The organism is Candidatus Cloacimonadota bacterium (genome assembly GCA_012522635.1).
In the GTDB taxonomy this organism is placed as follows: Bacteria; Cloacimonadota; Cloacimonadia; order Cloacimonadales; family Cloacimonadaceae; genus Syntrophosphaera.
The window spans coordinates 1-23,910 of the sequence record JAAYKA010000030.1 but is presented as its reverse complement, the minus strand read 5'-3'; the positions used below and the strand labels follow the sequence as shown (position 1 = coordinate 23,910).

The following is a 23,910-nucleotide window of genomic DNA, read 5'->3' as shown; positions in this document are numbered from 1 at the left end:
TGATGGGTCTGGAAGTTGGCGACCAGGTAAATTATCGCGGCATGGAAGTGGGTCGGGTGAAAAAGATTAAGGCGCGGAATGACGATATTTTGGTGACCGCGCGCATCAGCAGCGACATCAATTTGCGTGAGGGAGCGCGGTTTTTCATCTCCGACCGCAGTTTGATGGGCGGAACCGGCTTGCATATTTCCCAGGGTGATGGAGCCCCGCTGAATCTTAAAAAGGTTCAAAAAGGGGATACCTCCACCGGAATTATAAACACCATGGATCAGGCCAGCCTGGCGATGGACGGGCTCAAGACTTTTTTTGATTCGCTGCGCGATGATGAGGGACTTCTCAAAAGATCTTCCGAGCTCATCGACGGCGCGGGAAAAGCAGTTGATTCCATTGATGGATTTGCCATAAATGCCAAAAATGATTTGCGCCAAACTCTGGGGGAAATCGAAACCTTGACTGGCGAGATTCGCAGCGTGCTGAAAAGCAGTTCTGAGCGGTTGGATCCTGCTTTGGAACAGGCTCCGGGTGTGATGGCGGATGTGAGTTCGGCTTTGGATAGCCTCAAAACTCTTTCAAGAAAACTGGAACAAACCGCGGACGCGCTGAATTCAGACGAGAGCAGCGCAGGATTGTTGCTGCGGGATGCCGCCTTGTATAAACAACTGCAAAGCTCTGTGGCTCAGCTTGATTCACTGGCACGTGACCTGCGCGCCAATCCCAGAAAATACCTCAAGTTCAGCATTTTTTAAAAGATAGGATTTAAATGAAATTAAGATACATCGTTCTCGTCCTGCTGCTGTTTTATAGCGTTGGCGTCTCTGCCTACTATTTTGGCCAAAATAAGGTCAACTACGGCAGAGAAGATTGGTCTGTTCTCCAAACCATGCACTTCGATATCTACTATCCCAAAAACGAGGACGAGTTCGGCCGTTTGGCAGCTCTGATGGCGGAAGAAACCTACTATGCGCTGAAGGAACAATTCAGCTTTCCTGTGGGCTCGCGCATTCCCATCATGTTTTATGGGAGTAAAAGCTCCTTCCTGAGTACAAACATCATCTATCCTCTTCTCACCGAAGGAGTTGGAGGCTTCACCGAGAGCCTTAGAAACCGGGTTGCCATCCCCTTTGAGGGCAGTTATGTGGATTTGGAATCGCTTTTGGCGCACGAACTTACCCATGCCTACATCAACGCTTTGGACGACCGCGTGCAAAGCGCTCTCAGTTCAATGCGTCCGCGCTCTTTTCCCTTCTGGTTTTCGGAAGGTCTGCCGGAATTTCTGTCCCTGGGTGGGGAAAATGACTACAACAATATGTTCATCCTGGACATGGTGGTCAACGACAGGATGCTGGGGCTGGAAAACGTTGGTGGATATTATGCTTATCGCATGGGCGAAAGCTTTTTGGCCTTCATTGCCCAGCAATATGGCCGTGAAAAAGTATCGGAATTTTACTACGCCCTCCGCTCCATGAGCAGCATGGACACGGCTTCCCAAAAGGTTTTCGGGCTGGAATTCAAAGAACTTGAAAACCGCTGGCGTTATCAGCTCAAGCGTGATTTTTGGCCAATGGTGGAAGCGCAGACCATCCCGGTGGAAAGCATGGAAAAGCGCAGCAACAGCAAGAAAGACGGTGCCTATCTTAATCTGGCACCGCGTTTTAGCCCAGATGGCAACCGCTACGTCTATTTTAACAATTCCAGCGCGCGCTACAGTATTTGGATGGGCACTCTGCACGGTTTGAGCGAGCCCAAACGCGTTTTGAAAGGCGAAGCCGGAGCCAAAACTGAGGAATTCCACTATTTTCGTTCGAATTTGAGCTGGTTTCCAGACAGCAAGCGCGTTGCTTTTGCCGCCAAAACCGCCACTGGCGACTGTATCCACATTCTGGATGTGGACAGGCGCAAGATTGTGCGAACCATCGTTCCCACAGGCCTGAGCGCGGTTTACGAGCTTGATGTTTCACCCGATGGGGAAAGTTTGGTTTTTGCCGGCCAACAGGGCATGCGCTGTGATCTCTTTTTAATGGATTTGGCAACGGAGGAGATAACACGCCTCACGGATGATCTTTACAACGATCTTCAGCCGCGTTTCAGTCCTGACGGCAACAGCATCATTTTTGCTTCCGAACGCAGCCGTGATACTCAAAACACGCGCCGCGGGATGTTTGCCGATCTCATTACAGACATCTTTAGCCTGGAGCTGGCAACAGGAGAATTGACCCGCCTCACCCATGAAAAGCGGGACTGCGCCTTCCCTCAGCTTGATTCCACTGGTGAAAATCTGTATTACGTGACTTATGAAGACGGCGTGAGCAATCTTTTCGCGCTGAACCTGGAGAAAAGTGAGAAAGCAAGGGTAACGAATGTGTTGAGCGGTGTTTACGCTGCTGACATTTCTCCAGACGGCAGGAGCTTGGTGGCGGCGAACTATTTTGATGGCTCCTGGGATATTTTTTACAAGGATGTGAATCCCGGCTCGTTTGAATTTGAGGATTATCCCAGCCCCAGAATCGTTGATAAAACCGATAGACTGTTGGAAAATATAGACTTGGGCGATTTGGATTATTTTGGAAAACGCCCAAGGCAACGTCCCAAGAGGGTGAATCCTGCTGCCAGCCACGCTTTGCGAGATTCTTTTTTGAATTCGCCGCGTCCATTTGAATATGCGGCGGAGGATTCCTTGCAGCTCATGTTGGATTTCAGTTATGATAACCGCCCCACCCAAAAGATTGACCCGCCAGAGGTTAAGCCATATCGCGCACGCTTTGCTCTGGATGCCCTGTGGGGTGGGCTGGCATATTCGCCGGCTGTGGGAACCGTTGGCTATGTGGAACTTAGCATGAGCGACATGATGGGAAATCACGGCATTGGCATCAACGCCGGTGTGTCTGGAAAACTGGATGAATCCAATCTCAGCCTCAGCTATCTGTATCTGAAAGAGCGGATGGATTATGGCGTTGGGGTCTTCAATCTGAACGACGAATTTTATTTCCGCGGGCCAAGTCTCCAGGGTGAAACCTGGTATCGTTACCACGAACGGCAGTCCGGGCTCCATTTTTTGATGCGCTACCCCTTCAGTCGCTTTTTCCGGGTGGAACTGGATAATATGTTCTACCAGCGAAAAGGCACTCTCCACGCTCTGGGAGACAGTCTTGACCTGTTTGAAGGCCAAAACAAGGCTTGGGTTTATGCCCCGGGTTTGAGGCTGGTACACGACAACGCGCTTTACGGTTCCACCGGTCCTCTGCTGGGTTGGCGCGCCATGTATGATCTCAGCCTCAGCCTCAGCGACGGCAGCGTGGATTATGTTACAAATTATCTGGATTGGCGCAGCTACACGCTTTTCAATAAACGCTATTCCATTGCCCTGCGAGGAATTGCGGGCATCAGCGAAGGCGACAGCCCCCAGCGTTTTTCCCTGGGAGGCTATTATGGCATCCGCGCCTTGAGTGAAAACATCAGCGGAAGCAAAAAAGCCGTCGCCACAGCCGAATTCCGCTTTCCATTTTTCGAATATATCAGCATGGCTTTCCCGCTGCCCATCACGATTCCAAACATCCGGGGAAGCTTGTTTGCAGAGTTGGGCACGGTTTTTGACGATTTTGACAGCTTCCAGCCTTTCGAAGGCAGCCGCCTGAAAGACCTGAAATTGGGTTATGGCTTTGGTCCCAGGCTGGATTTGGGCTACCTGGTCCTCAGCTTCGACGTCACCTGGCTCACAGACTTGGAAACCCATTCCCGGCCAACTTTCTACATCGGTCTAAGTGAAGATTTTTAAGATAATAAAAAGATAAATGAGGAAACACCAATGAAAATCGATTTGATGCGTAAACCTGTGGATTATATGGAAACCATCATCATCATGTTGGGCGAAAACGGCGACGTTGGCGCTCTGGAACACCTTCCAAAATATGTTCGCGAAGCTGTTGCCGCCACCATCAAGGAAGATGAATTCAAATTCGACTTCGCTGCGGTTAAAAGCTTTTCCCTGCTGCACGCCAAAAAAAGAAGCAAAGTGATTCTGTGCGGGGTGGGGAATTTGAGCGAATTGACCACAAATAAAATGCGGGAAACCATGGCTGCCGCCATCCGCGCCGCTTTGGGCGCCGGGGCGAAAGAAGCCTGGTTTTTCCTGGGTTTCGAAAGCCCCATGAGCGAAGCAAACCTTGGTCACATCCTGGCAGAGACGGCGCTTTTGGTTGCCTATAAATTTGATAAATATCTGGAAGATAAAAAGAGCCCCACGCTGGAAGCCATCCATCTTGCCATGGTGCCAAAATCCTCGCGCAACATCAACCGTGGCATTTTGGAAGGCAGGATTTATGCCGAAGCCACAAACCTGGCGCGCGACCTCGTGAACGAGCCGGCGAACGTGATTTATCCCGAAACTTTGGCGGATTTTGCCAAAAAAGCAGCCCTTAAATATGGTTTCTCCATTGATGTTTTCAATGAAGACAAGCTCAGAAGGCTGAAAATGGAAGCCTTCCTCTCCGTTTCCAAGGGCTCGGAAAAAGAAGCGAAACTCATCCTGATGCACTACAACGGCAATCCCGACCCCAAAGCCCAGACCGTCGCGCTGGTTGGCAAAGGCCTAACTTACGACAGCGGTGGCTATTGCATCAAAACAGCCCAGGGCATGCTGACCATGAAATGCGATATGGCTGGAGCCGCGGCTGTGATCGGAACCTTTGCCGCCATCAGCACTTTGAAGCTGAAGGTGAACGTGGTTGGCGTCATCGCCGCCTGCGAAAACATGATTTCCGGCGGCGCGTACCACAATGGCGATATTATCCGCAGCATGTCTGGCAAAACGATTGAAGTTATCAATACCGACGCGGAAGGACGCCTCACACTTGTGGACGCCATCCACTATGCCAACAGCCGCATGAAAGTGCATAAAATCATTGATATTGCCACCCTCACCGGTGCCGCAGCGGGAGCCTTGGGCAACCAAATCACCGCCGTTTTGGGCAACGACGACAAAATGATGGCAAAAATGAAGGAAGCCGCAGACCACACCGGTGATCTGGTTTGGGAACTGCCTCTTCACAAGCCCTATCTGGAATCCTTGCGTTCTGAAATTGCCGATCTCAAAAATGGCGCGCCTGTGGCTGGAGCCATCACCGCCGCGCTGTTCATCCAAGAGTTTGTGGGCTCAAAACCCTGGCTGCATCTGGATATTGCTGGCACCTCCCTCAAGGACAAACCCAACGGAGTGAATCCCTATGGCGCCACCGGAGTGGGCGTGAGATTGCTGACCCAGTTCCTGCGCACCTTGGGGACGAAAAGTGCGTAAAATACTGCCACTTCTGCTGATACTGCTGTTGATTTTCGGTTGTAAATCTGCCGAAAAAGAAACAAAGCCTCTGGTGATTGCCTCCATCTATCCCTACGAACTGCTCTTGCGGGAAATTATGGGACCGGATTTTGAGGTTCGAACCCTCATTCCGCCAAACGCCTCGCCTCATAGCTACAGCCCTCGCCCTCAAGAACTTGCCGACCTGCATGAAGCCGTTTTCGCTCTTTCCAATGGTTATGGCTTGGAAGCCGAGCTGGATCAAGCTTTTGATGCGTTGGGAGAAAGACATCTGAGAGTTTCAGCGCTTTTGGGTGAAGAAGCCGCCGGGAAGGATGGCAACCCTCATCTTTGGCTGTCGCCAGTCTTGATGCAACACCTCGTTTGGGAGCTGATTCCCAGGCTGCAAAGGCTTTTCCCGGATCACAGCGAAACCATAAAAGAGAATGGCATGAATCTGGGCGCGACCCTGAAAGCACTGGATTCGCGCATTAATTCCGACCGCGAGCGCCTGGAAGAAACTCCGCTCATCACCTTTCACGACAGCTTCCACCATTTCAGCGAGCTTTATAAAATCGACGACCTGGGTAGCGTGCAAAGCTCTCCAGGACATGAACCTGGCCCCGGAGATCTGTCCCGCCTGGGAAAACTCATCAAGGAACACGGCGTCACCGCTGTGTGCGTGGAACCTCAGATGGATAAAAAATCAGCCCAGGTGCTGGCAAATGAATTTGGTTTGGAAATTGTGGAACTGGATCCTCTGGGAACCAGCCTGGATGTGAGCACTTTGACGGAACTCATCGAAACGAATTGGGAGCGGATGCGCTCCATCTGGACCCAAGCCGCGAACGGACAATGATAAAAATCAGCGGTCTTTCCCACCGCTTTGACGGAAATATTGTTTTGGAGGACATCAGCCTCGAGCTTGCCGAGGGTGAATTTGCCGCCATTATCGGCCCCAACGGCGCGGGAAAATCCACCCTTATCAAGCTGATTCTGGGTTTTTTGCCCTTGCAAAGCGGCAGCATCGAAATTGACGGCATTCCCCATCATCTGTGGCTGAAACGCAATCCGATGGGCTATCTGCCTCAGGCGGAAGATTTTGACCGCCGCTTTCCTGCCACCGCGCTGGATTTGGTTCTTCTGGGTTTGGCGGGAGGGCTGAAGCTTGGTCAGCGCTTCTCCAAAAGCCATAAACAAAAAGCTTTGAAGGCACTGGAAACCACCAAAATTGCTCATCTGGCTTCCCAGCAACTGGGTGGACTTTCCGGTGGCGAATTGCAGCGCGTCTTTTTGGCAAGAGCCATCGTTTCCGACAGCAAATATCTGATTTTGGACGAGCCGGAAGCCTCGGTTGACCTCCCTGGCGTGCAAAGCTTTTTCGAACTGCTCAAAGAGCTGAACAACGCTGGTAAAACCATCGTTACCATCTCCCACGATCTCAACATTCTCACCGAATATTGCAGCTTTCTGATTTGTCTGAACCGAACCTTGCACTGCCACACGCAAACCGAATTGGTGAACGCCGAAATCATCCAAAAAACCTTTGGTGAAACCGTGCGCCTGATCGAAAAGGAATACTGATGCTGGGTTTTTTGCTCCAAGCTTTGCTTGCCTCGCTGCTTTCCTCGCTTTCCCTGGCGTTGTTTTCGCCATTTGTGACCCTGCGCAAGGTTTCCTACCTCGGTGAAGCGCTTTCCCACATCGCCTTTGCCGGCATTGCTTTGGCGCTGCTTTTGGGCTTGCATCTGCAACTGGTGACCCTGATTTTTGTGGTGGGGGTGGCTTTGCTCATCACCTGGCTTTCGCGCAGACACCAGCTTCAGGAGGCAAATGCCATCACCATTTTCCTGAGTGTTTCCATGGCGCTGGGCATCGTGCTCATCTCTCTGCGCCGGGGCTACACCTTCGATTTGGCGAACTACCTCTTTGGAAATGTGCTTTTGGCTTCACCCTCGGAAATTTGGCAACTGGGCTTGCTTTCGCTGGTGAATCTTGTCTTCATAGTCGTCTGTTTCAAGGAACTGTTCTACCTTTCCTACAATGCGGAAATGGCAGAGTTTTTCCGCCTGCCCGTACGGGCTGTGGATCATGCTTTCATCATCCTTTTGGCAACAAATATCGTCATCACGCTGCGCGCCGCGGGAATAATTTTGGTGAGCGCCCAGCTCATTTTGCCCGCAGCCACAGCCTTCAACCTTGTGCGGCGCTTGGATCAAGCCGTGGCGGCGAGCGCTCTGGTTGCCATTCTTGCCGCTGCCGGAGGATTTGCCCTGTCCTGGTGGCTGAATCTGCCCACCGGCGCAAACATCGTTCTGCTGGAGTTTGCGCTCTATCTAATCAGCTTGGCTTTCAGACCAAAACCTGGAAGCTGAAGCCTCTCGCAATCACCATTCTAAGGTTTTAATTCTCCAAAAATAAAGGGCACCAATCGCTCGGGCTGATATGAAAGTTTCGCCTGCCGCAATCCTCGCAGCCCAATATCCTGCTCCCGATTTATCCATTTGAAGCGGTTTTGCAACACTTTTGCCGTTTCCCAGTTGATAATCTGGGCGCTGCCTTTCATATCCGGGTCAAATTTTTCGAAGTGGACCGTGGCGGTATCTGCGTTCAGGGGAGAGAAAACCGAATAGGCGGAAATCTTGTTATGATGGCAGATAATGATGCCTTCCGCGGGGATATTGTCCCACATTTCCAAGCTGTTTCTGATTGCTTGCATTTCGGTGTCCAGATATTGTCCCTCCGCGCCGCGCTCACGTCTCCATTTTTCTGTAAAACGCAGAAGCACTGGGTGTTTATCCTTGGTGAGCGGCAGTACTTGGTAATCTGGATAAGCGCGCCGGAATTGGGAAATCAAGTTTTTCTTTTTCGCCAGTTTTCTACCGCTGAGGCTCACCATAAGTTCCGTGGGATATACATAATCCGCCCAATCCCGCTCTTCCCAAAGCCTGAAATGTTGATCCAGGTCCGGGTTTGAAAGCTGCCAATCATCCGGTACCAACACCATCTTCGCCTCCGGGTCTCTTTCCCGGAAATATTCGATTAATTCTCGCAGCTCAGCGGAGCTAAGTCCCGGTCCCACAGGAAAAAACACGTTGGTATGCATTTGGTTGTAGATTATCAGGTGTTCGCGCCAGATGGCATAGTGGTTGTTATAGATTTTTCCCCAGGTCATCAGGTTAAAAATCGCGTAGTCACAGGATTGGCGTGGGTAGGGTTCCAAAAAGTTCTTTAAAATTGGGATTTCATCCGGGGTCAGGGGTCTCAGTTCAAACATGGGTGTCCTTTTCTTTGGGCATTTCCAACAGCATGGGTGTGTAATTCGGCATCTGCAAAAACCCCAGCTTTCCATAAAAATCTTCCTGCCCCGGTTCCGAAATGAGGCCAATCCACTGGATTTTGTGTTTGTGGAGGTGTTCCAAAATCTTTTTCATGATTCCGGCACCGATGCCTTGGCCGCGTAAATCGCTGTGTACCACCACGTCCTGGATATAGGCGTCGCTGTTGCCATCGCTGATGCTGCGTCCCATACCCACGATTTTATCCCCCAATTTTGCAATCGCGAAGCAAAAACTGTTTTCCACGATGCTTTTCACCGTCTCCAGATATTGAGGGTTTTCGTCTTTTTCCCACCAACCCTGATGACGATAAAGCGCCAGGATTTGCTCCGGATCGGCTTCCTTAACGATGCTGATCTCAATTCTATCTGTCATTTGTTGTCCTTTCTCCATGTAAAAAATTCATTTTAAAATAATATAACCCAATACCGCCATCTTGTAAAATCGGTTTTTTCATCAGGCTTTCAAGCTCCTCAAGCCTGGCAAAAATGAGCCAAAAATCTTCCCGCTTCACTGCTGCAAGGCGGTGGCTCAGGTGTAACTTGGGAGCATCCCATGAGCATCGCTAAGCCTTTACGCGATGTTCCTTGGGCATGAACGACGCACTCATGAGCCAGAGGCAAGGGAGCTTCACCGATTTCGGTTAACAAAAACAGTCTTCATATATATGGAACGAGTCTGTTGAAAAGCGGGTCTCCAAGCCCTATCTCTTTGTCTGGCTTATGGTTGCCTTATGAAACATAAGGAATACCAAAGGCGGCAAGCAGGAGTCACCCTTCAGGATGCCGTGAATGCGTGGATTGACAAATGGTGCCAATTATTCAGGATAAAGGTGAAATATGTTTTCCACCATTTATCTTGACATGGTGAGGGCACTGAAAAATATGACGCCAATGCGGTGCATCTCTAGCTCAGTTGGTAGAGCAACTGACTCTTAATCAGTGGGTCGGGGGTTCGAATCCCCCGAGATGTACCATAATTTTGTTGATTGCGGTGATTTAACCTTTGCTCCGCAGAAAATATGTGCTAAAGTTCGGTATTTATCCATCCGGCTTTAGCAGCCGGATTTTTTTTATCCGCTGCAAAGCCATCCTAAAACGAGATATTAAAAAAAAGGAGTATAGAATGACTGCTTTGCACGCTGCTGTGCCCTGCGACAAAAACGAATACGTTTTCACCTCCGAATCGGTATCGGAGGGACATCCAGACAAGGTTTGCGACCAGATTTCGGATGCCATTCTGGATGCCTACCTGAAGGAAGACCCGTATGCCCGGGTTGCCTGCGAAACACTTGCCACCACAAATAGAGTGGTGCTTTCCGGAGAGGTTTCCACCTCTGGGGATATTAAATTGGACGTGGAATCAATCGTCCGCAAGGTGATTTCCGACATCGGCTACGTGGTACCAAACCTCGGTTTCGACGCAAAGACCTGCGTTATCGAAAACCTTTTGCATGCCCAAACCGTTGAGCTGCAAACCAATGAAGGCGCCGGCGACCAAGGCCTGATGTTCGGTTATGCCTGCAACCAGACAAAATTTTCGATGCCGGTGCCCATCGCGATGTCCCATCTTTTGATGCAAAACCTCGCCAAAGCACGCAAAGACGGACAGATTCCCGGCCTTTTGCCAGATTCCAAATCCCAGGTGAGCCTGCGCTATTGTGGACGCAGACCCTCCTCTTTGGAAACCGTGGTCATTTCCACCCATCACCTTCACAAAAACCCCGCTGAATTTGCCGAAATGAAACGGATGATTGAAAAACTGGTCATCAAACCCACGGTGGAAGAGATGGAAAGCGATTCCTGCAGCAGTTTTCACGCCGCGGATTACCGGATTATGATTAACCCTCGCGGGATGTGGGAAAACGGAGGTCCAGCAGCCGATACCGGACTAACAGGACGCAAAATCATTGTGGATACCTATGGCGGTTGGGCTCAGCACGGTGGTGGCGCATTTTCGGGCAAGGATGCCACCAAAGTTGACCGCAGTGCAACCTATATGACGCGCCACATCGCGAAGAGCGTGGTGGAATCCGGTTTGGCGGCGGAATGCCTTGTGCAGCTTAGTTTTGTGATTGGCGAAAGCGAGCCGGTTTCCTTGATGGCGGAGACTTTTGGCAGCGGCAGGATTGGGGATCAGGAATTGGAAAAACTCATTCGTGATAGTTTTCCCTTGACAGTTAAAGGAATCATCGAATATCTTGACCTAAGAAGGCCTATTTTCCTGCCCACAGCCGCTTATGGCCATTTTGGGCGTGAAGAACCGAATTTCACCTGGGAAAAAACCAAGGCTTTAAAATAGGAAATCGTGGCGGTTTTCGCCTGAATGTTCTGGAATTTGATGGTTGCCTGAAAAAGGCAGCGGAATCGCTTTTTGGCGTGAAGCCTCCGGGCTTGACGCGAGGTTTTTTTGATGATGATAAACGCGAATATTGGAGGTTTGGATGAGCTATGAAAAGCTGGTGAAACCCACGAAAGCCATGGTTTATTGGGAAAAAATCAAACTCTTGGCTTTCGATTGTGACGGGGTTTTGACCGATGGCAGAATTATCTATGACAGTGCCGGCGGCGAGAGCAAGAATTTCAGCGCTCAGGATGGATTGGGATTCATGCTGCTTTGGGGCACAGATATCCAAACAGCGGTCATCACCGGGCGCGAATCCGACCTGCTCAAGCGCCGCTGCCAAGACCTCAGGATTTCTCACCTTTTCCAAAAAATTCCCAACAAATTGCAAATCGCCCAAGGCCTGTTAAAGGAACTGGGGCTTGGTTTTAACAACATGCTCTTTATGGGTGACGACTGGAACGATATCCCGCTGATGAATCGCGCGGCGGTGTCGGTTTGCCCTGCCAACGCTCCGGAGAGCGTCAAAGCGCTCTGCGACGTTGTGACCAAAGCCAAGGGTGGCCACGGTGCGGTCCGGGAATGTATCGAATATGTGCTCACGCGCAAAGGCATCTTTGAAGAAGCCGTTCTCAAATATCTGGCGCGGCTCAGTTAAGCTGTTGCCAATATTGATGTTGTCCCTGCTTTTTTCCTGCGGGGAAGGTGGTTTGGACAACCAGACAGAGAAGATGAAGCGCGGAATTCCGGATGAAAGCAGCACAAATGTGACCATCACTGAATACGACGGGAAAAAGATTTCCTACGTCTTGAAGGCGGAACGCATCGATCGCTGGAACGAAAAGCGGGTCATGCACGCCTACAAGGTTGACATCACCACTTTCGACGCCGAGGGTGGAGGCTCCAGCCTGAAGGCAGACAGCACCATCGTGGACGACGCGCGCAACATGGTTTTTGCCTACGGAAATGTGAAACTGGTGGGAAAAGAAGGCAGCGTGAGCAGCCAGCGCCTGATCTGGGACCGCAATACAGACGAGGTTCAAGCGCCGGATGCGGTGACACTGACCAAGGGTAACAACGTATTGCGTGGCAGGAACTTGCTCACCACACTCAGCATTTATCCCACAGAAATGGACAACATATCCGCCGAGGGTTTCTTTGAAGAAAGCATTTTTGATTGGTAGCCTGCTGCTGGCGATGTTCTGCCTTTGGGGGCAGGGACGCGAAAAGATTCGCGTTATCCATTCCGACAAGCTTCAGCTCACAAAAATGCAGGATGAACAGGTGATGAAGCTGGATGGGCGGGTTCATTTTTGGTATGGAAAAACGGAATTCAAGGCAGACCGGGCGCTAATCTTTGACCTGCAAAAAATCGCGAGACTGGATGGAAATGTGAAGGTGAACAACGATTCGCTGAGCATTTCCGCGGACAGCCTCACCTACTATCGCAAAATTGAACAGCTTAACGCCGGCGGGAAGGTTTTAATCGAGGAACGCAAAAAAGGGGAGGTGATTCGCTGGTTCCGCTCGGACAAAGCGGTTTACGATCAGCTTCACAATAGTGTAACTGTTTGGGGAAACGTCAGTTCCTACGACAGGGAGGAAAACGCGGACATCACCTGCGGCTATGCTTTTTGGGATAGAAAAAACCGCTATAGCTATCTGGTTGAAGAGCCATTCATCCACATTGCCGGCAAGGATACAGTGAGCGTGAGAGCCGATAAATTCGAATATTTCCAAAACGAGCGGAAACTGATGGCCACCTTCAACGTTTTGGCGCGAAGCCAGGAATTTGAGGCCAGCAGTGACTTTTTGGTCTATCTGATGAACGAGGACAAGGCACTGTTTATCGGAGAGCCGGAATTTCGTTCCGAAAAGGCAATTGCCAGCGCGGATGAGTTTTATCTCTATTTCCAGGAGCGCGTGCTCGAAAGGGTCGAACTCATCGATTCCTGTCGCTTGGATTTTTCCGAAGGTGAAGACGAGCAAAAGCAAAACTGGGTGACGGCGGATTATATCCAGGTGGATTTTGAAGACCGGCAAATTCGGCATTTTGAGGCGGAAAAATCGGTCGAATACAGCTATTTGCAGCAAAAAAGCGAGGATCGTGATTACTTTTTGAATACAGCGAATGGAGATAGTTTGGAAGCCAGTTTTTCTGATAAGAGCGAACTGGATACGATGCAAATGCGCACCCGTGTCAACGGGGTTTACAAGTTTCACAACGACTCTTGACAAAGCTGAATTTTGGGGTATTTTAAAGATATGGAAGCGCACAAGATCCAGGCAAAAAACTTGGTTAAGATATATGGTCGACGCAAAGTTGTCGACAACCTGAGCATGGAAATGCAACAGGGAGAGGTGGTTGGAATCCTGGGCCCCAATGGCGCGGGTAAGACCACCACATTCTATATGATTCTGGGCTTGGCAAAACCGAACGCGGGAAAGGTTTGGCTGGATGGCAAAGATATCACCCGGCTTCCCATGTATCGCCGTGCCAGGCTTGGTTTGGGCTATCTGGCTCAGGCTCCCTCCATTTTTGCCAAGCTCACCGTGAAACAAAATATCTTGGCCATCCTGGAAACTCTGAAAATCAGCCGGGCTGAACGCAAAATCCGCCTGGAAAGCGCTTTGGAAGAGCTGAACTTGAGCGCCCTGGCAAACCAAAAGGCATACACCCTTTCCGGTGGCGAACGCCGTAAACTGGAGATTACGCGCTCGCTGGTCACAAATCCCACCTTCATTTTTATGGACGAACCTTTCGCGGGGGTGGATCCCATCGCGGTGGCGGATATTCAGGATATCATTTCCAAACTCCGTCAGAAAAATATCGGAGTGATGCTGACTGACCACAACGTGATCGAAACTTTGAAAATCGTGAACCGGGCTTATATTATCTTTGAAGGAAAGATCATTGTATCAGGTTCTTCCAGGGAACTGATCAATGATGAAAAAGCCCGTAAACTATATTTGGGCGAACGCTTTATGTCCAACCCATTTGAGACCCAGCAATGAGCACAATGGATCAACACCTTGGCCTGAAACAAAAGCAGGAATTGGCTCTGAAGCCAAAGATGCTTCAATCCTTGAAAATGCTTGCTCTGCCCATGTTGGAGCTTGAGGCATACATCAAGCTGGAATTGGAGCAAAATCCGCTTTTGGAACTGCGTGAAGAAAAGGACGAGGAAGAACCCGAAAACCTTGAAACACAGGAACAAGAAAGCAAAAACGACGCTGAAGATGAGAAAACGGATGATGAACTGGACACAACCCTCAGCGAAGCCAATGAACTGACCGAAATCCTGGATCAATGGAATGATTATCATCAAAGCTACGACGCCAGCCGCGAAGAACCGGAACAGGAGCAAAAAGAATCCTTCATCCGCTATGAAGAGGATGGGAAAGAAAAGTTTTTACGCCAGCTTTATCCGCTCTCTTTGCCCGACATCGAGGTGGAATTTATCGCCGAGCTTTTGGATAGCTGTGATATCTATGGCTTTTTGCCCGAAAACATCACCCTGAGAAAGGTTGCCAAACAATTTGGCATCAGCCCAAAACGCGCTGAGGAGCTTCACGACATCGTTTTGCAACTGGAGCCCAGAGGCATCACGTCCAGAAACATCAGGGAATGCCTGTTGGCGCAGCTTTCCGAAGATCAATTGCAAAACCGCATCCTGGTGGGGCTTTGCGACGACCAGTTCGATAATCTCATCCATCGCCGCTTCCAAAAACTGGCATCCCATTTTGGCGTGGGAGAAGACCACATTCTCGCCATGCGCGACATCATCTCGAAACTGGACCCCAAGCCCGGCTTGCGCATTTTGTCTCCCAGCACAAATTATGTGTTTCCAGATATTTCCATCAAAAAAATCGATGACCGCTTTGAAGTGATTATCAACGACAATATCAGCCCAAATATCGTGATAAGTTCGCGTTACAGGAAGATGATTAACCGTGGTCGTTTTGATCGCGACACCCTGAGGTTTGTGCGCGACCGCATCAACAGCGCCAAATTCCTCATCAAAAGCATTTATATGCGCACCCGCACCTTGGAACGTGTGGCGCGCTCCATCATCAAACACCAGCCGGATTTTTTCGCCGGGGGAACCGGATTGATTCAACCGCTCACCTATGCCGTGATAGCGCGTGACCTAAGTGTAAGCGAATCAACCATTTCCCGCGTTGTGAAACATAAATATGCGGACACACCATACGGCATGCGGGCGCTGAAGGATTTTTTCAGCAGCACCGCCGGTATGGACAGTAATTTTGAAGGCATTTCCCGCCAGCACGTGAAGACCAGGCTCATCTGCCTGATTGATGCCGAGGATAAAAGCCGCCCTCTGAGCGACCAGGATTTGGTTGAAATGCTTGCCGGGGAAGGGCTTACCATCTCGCGACGCATAGTTGCGAAATACCGTGCCGAGCTGGGGATTTTGAACAGTCGGCTGCGCAGACAATAAGGAGGTTTTTTGTTTGACCGTGAAGTTTTGATTATTGGAGGCGGTCCGGGAGGCTATGAAACAGCCATCCGCCTCAATCAGTATGGCATTGATGTTGCCGTTGTGGAAATGAAACGCCTGGGCGGGGTTTGCCTGAACGAAGGCTGCATCCCCACCAAGGCTCTGGTGAAAAGCTCGGAACTGTTTTCCGAGATGCGTTCGGCGCCGGAATTTGGTTTCTCTGAAATGAGCCCCAGCCTGGATTACGCGCGCATTTTTGCCCGCAAGAATGCCATTGTGGAACAGCTTGTGGGCGGCGTGGAGCATCTTTTCAAAAAGCGCCAGATCCCGGTTATTGCCGAAAAAGCTGTTGCCGTAACCCGTCTTGATGAAGGCTGGGAGCTGAAAACCGATGCTGGAACCGCCATCAAAGCGCGTTTTCTAATCCTGGCGACGGGATCGCTGCCGAAGGAATTACCTGGCGTGGCCATCGATGAGGTGAACGTGCTTTCTTCCACCGGACTTTTGGCTTTGGAAAGCCTGCCCAAAAGTTTGGCAGTGGTTGGCGGCGGCGTGATCGGCTGTGAATTCGCCTCCATTTTAAACAGTTTTGGCGTGCAGACCCAGATTATCGAATTTCTGCCCCGCATTGTGGCAAATGAAGACGAGGAAATGAGCAAACGCCTCACCATGGCGTTGAAGAGAGCCGGCGTCAAAATCAGCACCAAAGTGGGCGTGCAAAAGGTTACGCCCATGGAAGGAGGCTGCGAACTGGAACTGACTGACGGCAGCAAACTTAGCTTTGAAAAAGTGTTGCTGAGTGTGGGTCGGGTTCCCCGTATGGAGCTTGATTGGCAGGGCGCAGGTCCTGAAATGGAAGCCGGCGCCGTGAAAATTGACAGTTTCATGCGCAGCAGCCTGCCTGGAATCTACGCCATTGGCGACCTCACCGGAAAAATGCCTCTGGCACACACCGCCAGCAAGCAGGGTATGATTGCCGCAGCCCACATCAAGGGCATTATCGATGGCAGTCAGCCTGAAATTCCGGATTTGGATTATATTCAAATCCCCCGCGTGACTTTCACCATGCCAGAGCTGGCTTCTGTTGGCTACACCGAGGCTGAGGCTCGCGAAAAATTCGGTGAGATTAAAGTGGGGAAATTCCCCTTCAGCGCAAACGGAAAAGCTCTTGCCATGAGCGGAACCTTTGGTTTGGTGAAAACCATTGCCCGGGCGGATGATTCCAGCCTGGTTGGCATGCACATTCTGGGGCTCAACGCCGCGGAATTGATCGCCCAGGGTGCTATTTTGATTTCGCTGGGCGCGAAGGCGGACGCCGCGGAAAACATCACTTTCGCCCATCCCACACTTTCGGAAACCATCAAGGAATCCCTTGAAGATTTACAAAACATGTCCATCAATAAAATCTAAGAAAAGGAGGAATCACACATGCAGATCACGATCACAGCCCGTAATTTCGAACTCACGAAGGCTATCAGGGACTATGTTGAATCATCGTGCCTGAAGATCAAAAGGTATTTTGACCACATCATTGCTGTCCACGTCACCCTGTCTTTGGAAAGCAGCCGCAACATTTGCGAAATCTCGCTGCAAGCTTCAAGATTCGGCTTGCAAAGCCAGGCGGAGGAAATGGACATGTATCTTTCCATCGACAACGCTCTGGACAGGATGGAAGCGCAGGTCAAAAAACTGAAAGACCGTGTGACCGACCACCAAAAACGCGCGCTCAAAGATCAATTCCGGGATTTCTCGCGCGAATCCGACCTTTTTGTGAACCTGGAAAACAAAGCCCACAAAACCGTCAAAACCAAGCGTGCCGTGGCAGAAACCATCTCCGTTGAGGAAGCCATGGAGAAAATAGACAACCAAAAGGAAGAGTTCCTCATCTTTAAAAATGTGGAAACCGACCGACTTAATGTGCTGGTCAGAAGAGACAGCCAGAATTATAAACTGATAGAACCCTGAATTTCATGCCCCGGGCTGCCGGACTTGATTTCGGCAGCCTCGGTGGGCTGAAGGAGTGTCCATGAAATCCATCAGCATCCGAGAATTTTTCGACACCAAGAAAAAAGACTTCGCGCTGTCCCTGGTGACCGAGCCGGAAACCCTGGACAAGACGCTTGCTTCGGCCCATATCAACCGCCCCGGCCTGGCTCTTTCCGGCTATTTGGATTTCTTTTCCAGCGAATGTATCCAGGTTTTTGGCGAGGTGGAAGTCCGCTATCTGCAAAGCTTGGATGAAAATACGATGTTGGAGCGAGCCCGCTCGCTTTTCAAGCTGGACATTCCCTGCATCATTGTTACGAAGGGGCTTTCATTGCCACCCACACTGGAATATCTGGGCAACGACCTCAATATCCCCATCATCTCCAGCCGTTTTTCCACAGCGCAGCTCATCGCCCAGCTACTCCGCTACTTACATTATGTTTTTGCCCCGGAAAAGAAGATTCATGCCACCTTGGTGGATGTCTTCGGTCTGGGCATCCTGCTTTCGGGTAAAAGCGGCATTGGCAAAAGCGAATGCGCGCTCGATCTCATCCAGCGCGGACACAGCCTGGTGGCGGACGATATGGTTGCCATCAAGGTTTTGGACGAACAGTTGGTTGGAAAACCCGCCCGCGATTTTGGCCATTTCATGGAAATCCGCGGCGTGGGCTTCATCAATGTGGAACGCATGTTCGGCATCGAACGCGTTCGCAAACAAAAAAACATCGATTTGCAGATTGAGCTGATGCCCTGGCAGGACAATCTGGACTATGAACGCGTGGGTTTGGTCACCAATTTTGCCGATCACCTCGGCTTCAAGGTTCCCATCATCTATCTGCCCATCTCGCCTGGTAAAAATGTGTCCGTAATAGTGGAAGTGGCTGCCAAAAACATGATTCTGAAAGGCGGCGGCTACGACGCGGCGGAAGATTTCAATCTTCAACTGCACGACGAAATTCGCAAACAAACCCTCATCAAATCAGGCTCTGGCAGCTCGAATGCGCCAAATAAAGATTAAAGTCACAAATCCGATGGGCCTCCACGCCCGGCCATCCGCGCTGATTGTGAAAGCCGCAACCAAATATCGCAGCGAGTTTTACATCGAAAAAGACGACATGCGCGTGAACGGAAAAAGCATCATGGGCGTGATGATGTTGGCTGCGGAATGCGGTTCCACCCTGAATCTCATCGCCGATGGAGTCGATGAGGAATATCTGCTGGAAGAGATTGGAGCCCTCATCAGTGGTGGCTTTGGAGAAGAATGATGCCCATGCAAATCTTCAGCGGCATTGTTATTCGTCCCGGTCTTGCCATCGGTGAAGCGCGCCCGCTGAAAACACAAAATTGGGTGATTTCACGCCACCACATCCTCAAGGATGAACTGGATGCTGAGCTTCATAGCTTAAATGCCGCCGTGGCGAGGATTAAGGCTGAAATGGAACAGCAGTTGCAGGCCTTCAAAGGTGCCGATTCCGACCGCGAAATCCTGGAATCCCACCTCCTCATTCTGGAAGATCCCGAAATGTTGGGACAAATCCGGGTTAGCATCGCAGACAATCTGCTTTCAGCCGCCGCTTCCGTGAAAGAAAATTTCGAAGGGGTGCGTGAACATTTTTCCCAACTTGAAGACCCCTATTTTGCCCAGCGTGCCTCCGATTTCAAGGATGTGCAAAACCGCCTTTTGCATGAACTTACGGGCTCAAAAGTGAATATTCCGGATGATTGGAAGCCCCATCAGATTGCTGTTTTGGAAGAAGCGGAACCATCGCTGGTGAGCAATCTCGCCCAAAAAGGCGTGAAAGCATATTGCGCCGAGCATGGCAGCTACACATCCCACGCTTCCATAATCAGCCGTTCCCTGAAGCTTACCGCGCTGGCTTCACTGCCTGGATTATTTCAAGCTGTGAAAGGCGGTGAAACCCTGATTCTGGATGCTTTACAGGGCAAAGCCATATTCAATCCAGATGCAGATACCCTGCGCCTCTACCAGGATTTACAAAAGAAATACAACCATCGCCAGGAAGCTGCTTTACGCGAAGCTGAACTTCCCACCCAAACCCAAAACGGTCAAAAAATCAAGCTTCGCCTGAATTTGGATCTGAACACCGAACTGGGAATGTTGAAACAGGGAAACCCTGATGGGGTGGGGCTTTACCGCACCGAATTTCTTTATCTTGGGCAGGACGATCTTCCCGACGAGGAAAGCCAGTTCCAAAACTATCGAAAAATGGCGGAACAATTTGCCCCACATAGCGTTACCATCCGCACTTTTGACTTGGGTGGCGACAAGATTTCGCATCTCATCCCTTCGGAACCGGAAGATAATCCATATCTGGGGCTTCGAGGCATCCGCTTTTCATTGGCTCATGAACAGCTTTTCCGCGTCCAGGTTCGTGCCGTGCTGCGTGCCAGTGCTTTTGGTCGCCTCAAATTGATGTTTCCCATGGTGGCGGATCTCAAGGATTTTCTCGCCGCGCGCAGCGTGGTGCAAAGCTGCATGGAACAGCTTGCCGCGCAAGGGGTTGCCTTCGATTCTGAGCTGCCCCTGGGCGTGATGATAGAAATCCCCTCCGCCGCGCTTTGCGCCGAGGAACTGGCCGCGCATTGCGATTTTATGAGCATCGGCACCAACGATTTGATTCAATACACTCTGGCGGCGGACAGAAACCATTCTGAGCTTACATCCTACTATCTTTCCCATCACCCTGCGGTGCTGAAACTTATGCAAACCACGCTTCAGGCCGGAAAAAAGCATGGCAAAGCCGTCTCCATCTGCGGAGAAATGGCTTCCCAGACAGAATATCTGCCCCTGCTGATTGGCATGGGTTTTGAAGAACTGAGCGTGGCGCCGGCATCCTGGCTGGATTGCAAAGCCATCATCCGGCGTTGCGACGACATCCTTTTCAAACTCGTGCAGGAAGCCGACTTAGGCAGCCTTGCCGCCATCGAAACCCTCGTCTATGAACGCCTTAAACCATATTACAACCCTTAAAGGAGAGCACATGCTGCGTTTTGAATATCGTAACCTTTTGCATTCAAAGGATTTGCCAACAGCCATTCCCACGGAGAAAGTACAGGATTTTCGCTATGCCTGCCTGCAGGCTCATGAAGAAATACAGGCCGACCGCAAAGCCGATATCCTGGGTTTTTACGAGCTTCCGGAATATGACATAAGTCCCATCCTGGATTATGTTTCCAGCGTCGATCCCCATTTTGATACCATGGTGGTGCTGGGCATTGGAGGCTCCGCTTTGGGAAACCGAGCGCTCTATTCAGCGCTGAAAACCGAGCGTGAGCTGAAACGCCGTCTCCTGGTTTTCGACAATGTGGACCCGGTTTATTTGCATGAAATCCTGTCCCAGATTGATCTTGACACCACTCTCTTCAACGTTATCACCAAAAGTGGCACCACAGCCGAAACCATGGCTGGCTATATGATTTTGGCAGATATCATCAAAAAACGCCATCCCGCGGATTACACAAAAAGGATTATCATCACCACCGACAGCGAAAAAGGGTTCCTGCGTCAGGTTATCCAAGATGAAGGCTATCAATCCTTTGTGGTTCCGAACAACGTTGGCGGGCGCTTTTCCGTGCTCACGGATGTGGGCCTGCTGTCATCAGCTTTTGTGGGCATCGATATTGCCCGATTGCTTCAGGGCGCCGCTTCCATGCGTGAGCGCTGTGAAACGCTGGACAGCTTCGACAATCCTGCCTATCTAAACGGCTTTCTGCATTACCTTTACATGCGGGAAGGGAAAAATATCTCGGTGATGATGCCCTATTCAAATTCACTGTATGACATGGCGGATTGGTATCGCCAGCTTTGGGCGGAAAGCCTGGGCAAACGTCACGACATCAAGGGACGTGAAATCTTTGTGGGGCAAACACCTGTGAAAGCTCTCGGTACCACGGACCAGCATTCCCAGGTGCAGCTTTACGCCGAAGGCCCCAACGACAAGGTTTTCACCTTCCTGAGCGTGGAAAACTTCCAACACGACTACCTTATCCCAAACCTGCATCCCGAGCGTGAGGAAGTGAGCTATTTGGGCGGCAAAAAACTCTCTGAACTGCTTAACGCTGAAAGACTTGCCACCGAAATTGCGCTCACAAAAGCCCATCGTCCAAATTGTAACATAGTTTTCCCCGCCATTGACGAATTTCACCTCGGTGAATTCATCATGATGTATGAAATCCAAACCGTTTTTGCGGGGAAGCTCTTGCACATCAATCCTTTGGATCAACCTGGCGTGGAGGCTGGAAAAATTGCCACTTACGCTTTGATGGGAAAAGCCGGATATGACAAGGAGCGTGCCGAAATCCAAAAATATCTGGAAGAGAAGGATTAAGCCCGGATAGCCTGACAGTTTTTCCATGCCCTAAGATTAGAACGAGTCTGCTGAGAAAATCTTCACATGCTCCTAAAACTATGTGTGGCTTATGTTTGCTTTTAAATCATAAGGGAAATATAAGGCGGCAAGCAAGAAGGGTCAAATTAAATCCCTCAAAATCGGTAAAAAGGCATTTTCGCCCTGCGGTTTTCAGATTGATTTGGAGTTGTGCCGATTTAGCATTCAGGCAGTTTCCGGCTTTTTAACTTGACAGCGCATCACTGCAAAAATTTATTGGGATATAATTAGCCAATCTTTCGTTTCAGGTGTTCTTCGAACTGCCTGAAGCTTTGATACAGAGGAGTTTAAATGTCTTTTTTTGATTTTGTCGGTATGAAAGCCAACGACATCGCCATCGATTTGGGCACCGCAAACACCCTTGTTTACAAAAAGACCGGTGGGATCGTGATTGACGAACCTTCGGTGGTGGCTGTTTCGAACGACAGCAAAAAGATAATCGCCATCGGTCAGCAAGCCAAGGTGATGCTGGGTAAAAACCCGGATGAAGTTCGGGTGGTTAAACCCATGAAAGACGGTGTGATAGCCGATTTTCAAGTTACCGAATTGATGTTGCGGGATCTGATTTTGCGTGCGCAGAAAAAGCGCCTTTTGGTGCGCCCAAGAGTGATTGTTTGCGTTCCTTCCGGCATCACGGAAGTGGAAAAACGCGCGGTTCGCGACAGCGCCCTCCATGCCGGCGCGCGTGAGGTCTATTTGGTTTCCGAGCCTGTCGCGGCTGCCATCGGCGCCGAACTTCCCATCGAGGAAGCATTTGGAAACATGGTGATGGACATCGGCGGCGGCACCAGCGAAATTGCGGTTATCTCCTTGTCTCACATTGTGGTACACAATTCCATCCGCGTGGGTGGAGACAAGATGGATAACGATATCATCAGCTATCTGCGCAAAAAGAACAACCTGCACGTTGGCCTGCAAACCGCGGAAAAGATTAAGATGCAGATTGGCAGCGCTTATCCGCTAAAACAAGAACTGACCATGGATGTGCGCGGGCGGGACATCGTTTCCGGCTTCCCCGTCACCATCAAAATCAGCTCTGAAGAAGTGCGCGAAGCCATCAGCGAAACCATTGCCACCATGGTGGATGCTATCAAAAGGCTTTTCGAACGCACAGCTCCGGAACTGGCTGCGGATATTGCCGAACGAGGCATTTTCCTCACCGGTGGCGGCGCCCTGCTGAAAGGTTTGGACGAAAAAATCTCCAAAACGGTTGATCTTCCCGTGTATGTGGTGCCGGACCCTCTGGAATGTGTTGTCCGCGGCGCGGGCAAGGTTTTGGACGAACTGGACCGCTATCGCAACGTTTTGATCAAACGCATCGAAGACTGAGCGGCTTTTCAGCGCGACCAAGATTGAAAAAGGGCTTCCGGCTCGTTGTGGCTGGGCTTGACAACCAATAGGTGAAAAGGATGAATCCGTGAAGAAAATGATATTGCCCCTGGCGCTGGTGTTGGTCTCGCTGGCTCTGAGTCTGGGCAGTCCCGAAAGCAGGGCCAAACGTGCTTCGTTTTTGGGTCAAACGGTGTTTTATCCCTTCACCCGTTCCATAAATGTATTCCGTTCAAATTCTTCCTTAAAACGAGAACTGGCGAGTCTGCAAGAGCAGCAAGCTGCCCTCACCCTGGAAAACCTGAGGCTGAACAACGTCCTCAAGGAAAGCCAAACCCTGCAAGCCATTACATTTGACACTGGAGGCATCAGCTTTGAAGTTGGCGAAGTAATCGGATATTCAGGACAGTTCCAACAGCGTAACCTGGTGGTAAACAAAGGCAGTGTGAGCGGCGTGGAAGTGAACAGCCCTGTGGTTTCAGCGGGTGGCATCGTTGGGCGCGTGATTTCGGTTTCCGCCACAAACTGCGTGGTTTTGCCCTTCAGCAATCCGCGTTTCCAGATTCCTGTGATGGACAAACTCACCAGCGTTCAAGGCATTTTGCAGTCCGACCTCGCAGGCAACACAAACATGAACATGATTCGATTGGGCTCGCAAATCAGCGCGGGCGATACAATCGTAACTTCAAACCTTTCCACACTTTATCCCAAGGGTTATCCTGTGGGCAAAGTATCCCGCATCCGCGATTCTC

Annotated in this window: 22 protein-coding genes and 1 tRNA gene; 21 read left to right on the top strand and 2 right to left on the bottom strand. The window is 50.5% G+C overall.

Annotated features, from left to right (window positions below; genetic code table 11):
* The 6 genes from GX135_01880 to GX135_01855 all read left to right on the top strand — a co-directional run.
* Positions 1-746 (top strand): MCE family protein (locus tag GX135_01880; GenBank protein NLN84836.1); only part of this gene is annotated, 746 nt, incomplete at its 5' end.
* A 14-nt stretch (positions 747-760) separates the two neighbouring features.
* Entirely contained in the window at positions 761-3,772 is a 3,012-nt protein-coding gene (locus GX135_01875) for a BamA/TamA family outer membrane protein (protein ID NLN84835.1), read from the top strand.
* 30 nt (positions 3,773-3,802) lie between these two features.
* Positions 3,803-5,290, top strand: a complete 1,488-nt coding sequence (locus GX135_01870) for a leucyl aminopeptidase (protein ID NLN84834.1) — start codon at positions 3,803-3,805, stop codon at positions 5,288-5,290.
* Positions 5,283-6,149: a zinc ABC transporter substrate-binding protein gene (locus tag GX135_01865; protein ID NLN84833.1), complete on the top strand. Its 867-nt coding sequence runs from the start codon at positions 5,283-5,285 to the stop codon at positions 6,147-6,149. Before GX135_01870 ends, GX135_01865 begins: the two co-directional genes overlap by 8 nt.
* The gene (locus tag GX135_01860; GenBank protein NLN84832.1) at positions 6,146-6,874 is read left to right on the top strand and encodes a metal ABC transporter ATP-binding protein; all 729 of its coding nucleotides are present in this window, start codon (positions 6,146-6,148) and stop codon (positions 6,872-6,874) included. The genes GX135_01865 and GX135_01860 overlap by 4 nt, the downstream gene beginning before the upstream one ends.
* On the top strand, positions 6,874-7,665 hold the full coding sequence (locus GX135_01855) for a metal ABC transporter permease (protein NLN84831.1): 792 nt from the start codon (positions 6,874-6,876) through the stop codon (positions 7,663-7,665). Before GX135_01860 ends, GX135_01855 begins: the two co-directional genes overlap by 1 nt.
* 20 nt (positions 7,666-7,685) lie before the next feature.
* On the opposite strand, the gene GX135_01850 is transcribed toward GX135_01855, so the two are convergent.
* Positions 7,686-8,567 carry a DUF2156 domain-containing protein gene (locus GX135_01850; protein ID NLN84830.1) on the bottom strand — a complete coding sequence of 294 codons (882 nt, stop codon included), beginning with the start codon at positions 8,565-8,567 and terminating at the stop codon, positions 7,686-7,688.
* Entirely contained in the window at positions 8,560-9,003 is a 444-nt protein-coding gene (locus GX135_01845; GenBank protein NLN84829.1) for a GNAT family N-acetyltransferase, read from the bottom strand. The genes GX135_01850 and GX135_01845 overlap by 8 nt, the downstream gene beginning before the upstream one ends.
* A gap of 525 nt (positions 9,004-9,528) precedes the next feature.
* Here GX135_01845 and GX135_01840 point away from each other — a divergent pair.
* The 15 genes from GX135_01840 to GX135_01770 all read left to right on the top strand — a co-directional run.
* Positions 9,529-9,604, top strand: a tRNA-Lys gene (locus tag GX135_01840).
* A 149-nt stretch (positions 9,605-9,753) separates the two neighbouring features.
* A complete protein-coding gene (locus GX135_01835; protein NLN84828.1) occupies positions 9,754-10,929 on the top strand; it encodes a methionine adenosyltransferase in 1,176 nt (391 codons plus the stop codon).
* A gap of 142 nt (positions 10,930-11,071) precedes the next feature.
* A complete protein-coding gene (locus GX135_01830; protein ID NLN84827.1) occupies positions 11,072-11,629 on the top strand; it encodes an HAD hydrolase family protein in 558 nt (185 codons plus the stop codon).
* A gap of 52 nt (positions 11,630-11,681) precedes the next feature.
* Complete coding sequence (gene lptC / locus GX135_01825; GenBank protein ID NLN84826.1) at positions 11,682-12,155, top strand: LPS export ABC transporter periplasmic protein LptC; 474 nt, start codon at positions 11,682-11,684, stop codon at positions 12,153-12,155.
* Positions 12,130-13,206, top strand: a complete 1,077-nt coding sequence (locus tag GX135_01820; protein NLN84825.1) for a hypothetical protein — start codon at positions 12,130-12,132, stop codon at positions 13,204-13,206. The genes lptC and GX135_01820 overlap by 26 nt, the downstream gene beginning before the upstream one ends.
* A 30-nt stretch (positions 13,207-13,236) precedes the next feature.
* Positions 13,237-13,986, top strand: a complete 750-nt coding sequence (lptB, locus tag GX135_01815; GenBank protein ID NLN84824.1) for an LPS export ABC transporter ATP-binding protein — start codon at positions 13,237-13,239, stop codon at positions 13,984-13,986.
* The gene (rpoN, locus tag GX135_01810) at positions 13,983-15,434 is read left to right on the top strand and encodes an RNA polymerase factor sigma-54 (protein NLN84823.1); all 1,452 of its coding nucleotides are present in this window, start codon (positions 13,983-13,985) and stop codon (positions 15,432-15,434) included. The genes lptB and rpoN overlap by 4 nt, the downstream gene beginning before the upstream one ends.
* Before the next feature lie 9 nt (positions 15,435-15,443).
* Complete coding sequence (gene lpdA, locus GX135_01805; protein ID NLN84822.1) at positions 15,444-16,844, top strand: dihydrolipoyl dehydrogenase; 1,401 nt, start codon at positions 15,444-15,446, stop codon at positions 16,842-16,844.
* A gap of 18 nt (positions 16,845-16,862) precedes the next feature.
* A complete protein-coding gene (gene raiA / locus GX135_01800; GenBank protein ID NLN84821.1) occupies positions 16,863-17,399 on the top strand; it encodes a ribosome-associated translation inhibitor RaiA in 537 nt (178 codons plus the stop codon).
* Between the two features lie 61 nt (positions 17,400-17,460).
* A complete protein-coding gene (hprK, locus tag GX135_01795) occupies positions 17,461-18,438 on the top strand; it encodes an HPr(Ser) kinase/phosphatase (protein ID NLN84820.1) in 978 nt (325 codons plus the stop codon).
* Positions 18,419-18,685: an HPr family phosphocarrier protein gene (locus GX135_01790; GenBank protein NLN84819.1), complete on the top strand. Its 267-nt coding sequence runs from the start codon at positions 18,419-18,421 to the stop codon at positions 18,683-18,685. Before hprK ends, GX135_01790 begins: the two co-directional genes overlap by 20 nt.
* Positions 18,685-20,412, top strand: coding sequence for a phosphoenolpyruvate--protein phosphotransferase (ptsP, locus tag GX135_01785; protein NLN84818.1), 1,728 nt, complete (start codon positions 18,685-18,687; stop codon positions 20,410-20,412). The genes GX135_01790 and ptsP overlap by 1 nt, the downstream gene beginning before the upstream one ends.
* A gap of 10 nt (positions 20,413-20,422) precedes the next feature.
* Entirely contained in the window at positions 20,423-21,769 is a 1,347-nt protein-coding gene (locus GX135_01780; protein ID NLN84817.1) for a glucose-6-phosphate isomerase, read from the top strand.
* Positions 21,770-22,120: 351 nt separating this feature from the next.
* Positions 22,121-23,158, top strand: a complete 1,038-nt coding sequence (locus tag GX135_01775) for a rod shape-determining protein (GenBank protein NLN84816.1) — start codon at positions 22,121-22,123, stop codon at positions 23,156-23,158.
* Between the two features lie 88 nt (positions 23,159-23,246).
* Positions 23,247-23,910: rod shape-determining protein MreC (locus tag GX135_01770; protein NLN84815.1), on the top strand; the 664-nt coding region annotated here is incomplete at its 3' end.

Excerpts from the sequence above, each read along its gene's own strand:
- hprK (NLN84820.1), top strand. The coding sequence starts at position 17,461 with ATGAAATCCATCAGCATCCGAGAATTTTTCGACACCAAGAAAAAAGAC.
- GX135_01775 (NLN84816.1), top strand. The coding sequence starts at position 22,121 with ATGTCTTTTTTTGATTTTGTCGGTATGAAAGCCAACGACATCGCCATC.
- GX135_01870 (NLN84834.1), top strand. The coding sequence starts at position 3,803 with ATGAAAATCGATTTGATGCGTAAACCTGTGGATTATATGGAAACCATC.
- raiA (NLN84821.1), top strand. The coding sequence starts at position 16,863 with ATGCAGATCACGATCACAGCCCGTAATTTCGAACTCACGAAGGCTATC.
- GX135_01850 (NLN84830.1), bottom strand. The coding sequence starts at position 8,567 with ATGTTTGAACTGAGACCCCTGACCCCGGATGAAATCCCAATTTTAAAG.
- lptB (NLN84824.1), top strand. The coding sequence starts at position 13,237 with ATGGAAGCGCACAAGATCCAGGCAAAAAACTTGGTTAAGATATATGGT.
- GX135_01845 (NLN84829.1), bottom strand. The coding sequence starts at position 9,003 with ATGACAGATAGAATTGAGATCAGCATCGTTAAGGAAGCCGATCCGGAG.
- GX135_01790 (NLN84819.1), top strand. The coding sequence starts at position 18,419 with ATGCGCCAAATAAAGATTAAAGTCACAAATCCGATGGGCCTCCACGCC.
- GX135_01875 (NLN84835.1), top strand. The coding sequence starts at position 761 with ATGAAATTAAGATACATCGTTCTCGTCCTGCTGCTGTTTTATAGCGTT.
- rpoN (NLN84823.1), top strand. The coding sequence starts at position 13,983 with ATGAGCACAATGGATCAACACCTTGGCCTGAAACAAAAGCAGGAATTG.
- GX135_01830 (NLN84827.1), top strand. The coding sequence starts at position 11,072 with ATGAGCTATGAAAAGCTGGTGAAACCCACGAAAGCCATGGTTTATTGG.
- GX135_01835 (NLN84828.1), top strand. The coding sequence starts at position 9,754 with ATGACTGCTTTGCACGCTGCTGTGCCCTGCGACAAAAACGAATACGTT.
- GX135_01860 (NLN84832.1), top strand. The coding sequence starts at position 6,146 with ATGATAAAAATCAGCGGTCTTTCCCACCGCTTTGACGGAAATATTGTT.
- ptsP (NLN84818.1), top strand. The coding sequence starts at position 18,685 with ATGCCCATGCAAATCTTCAGCGGCATTGTTATTCGTCCCGGTCTTGCC.
- GX135_01855 (NLN84831.1), top strand. The coding sequence starts at position 6,874 with ATGCTGGGTTTTTTGCTCCAAGCTTTGCTTGCCTCGCTGCTTTCCTCG.
- GX135_01780 (NLN84817.1), top strand. The coding sequence starts at position 20,423 with ATGCTGCGTTTTGAATATCGTAACCTTTTGCATTCAAAGGATTTGCCA.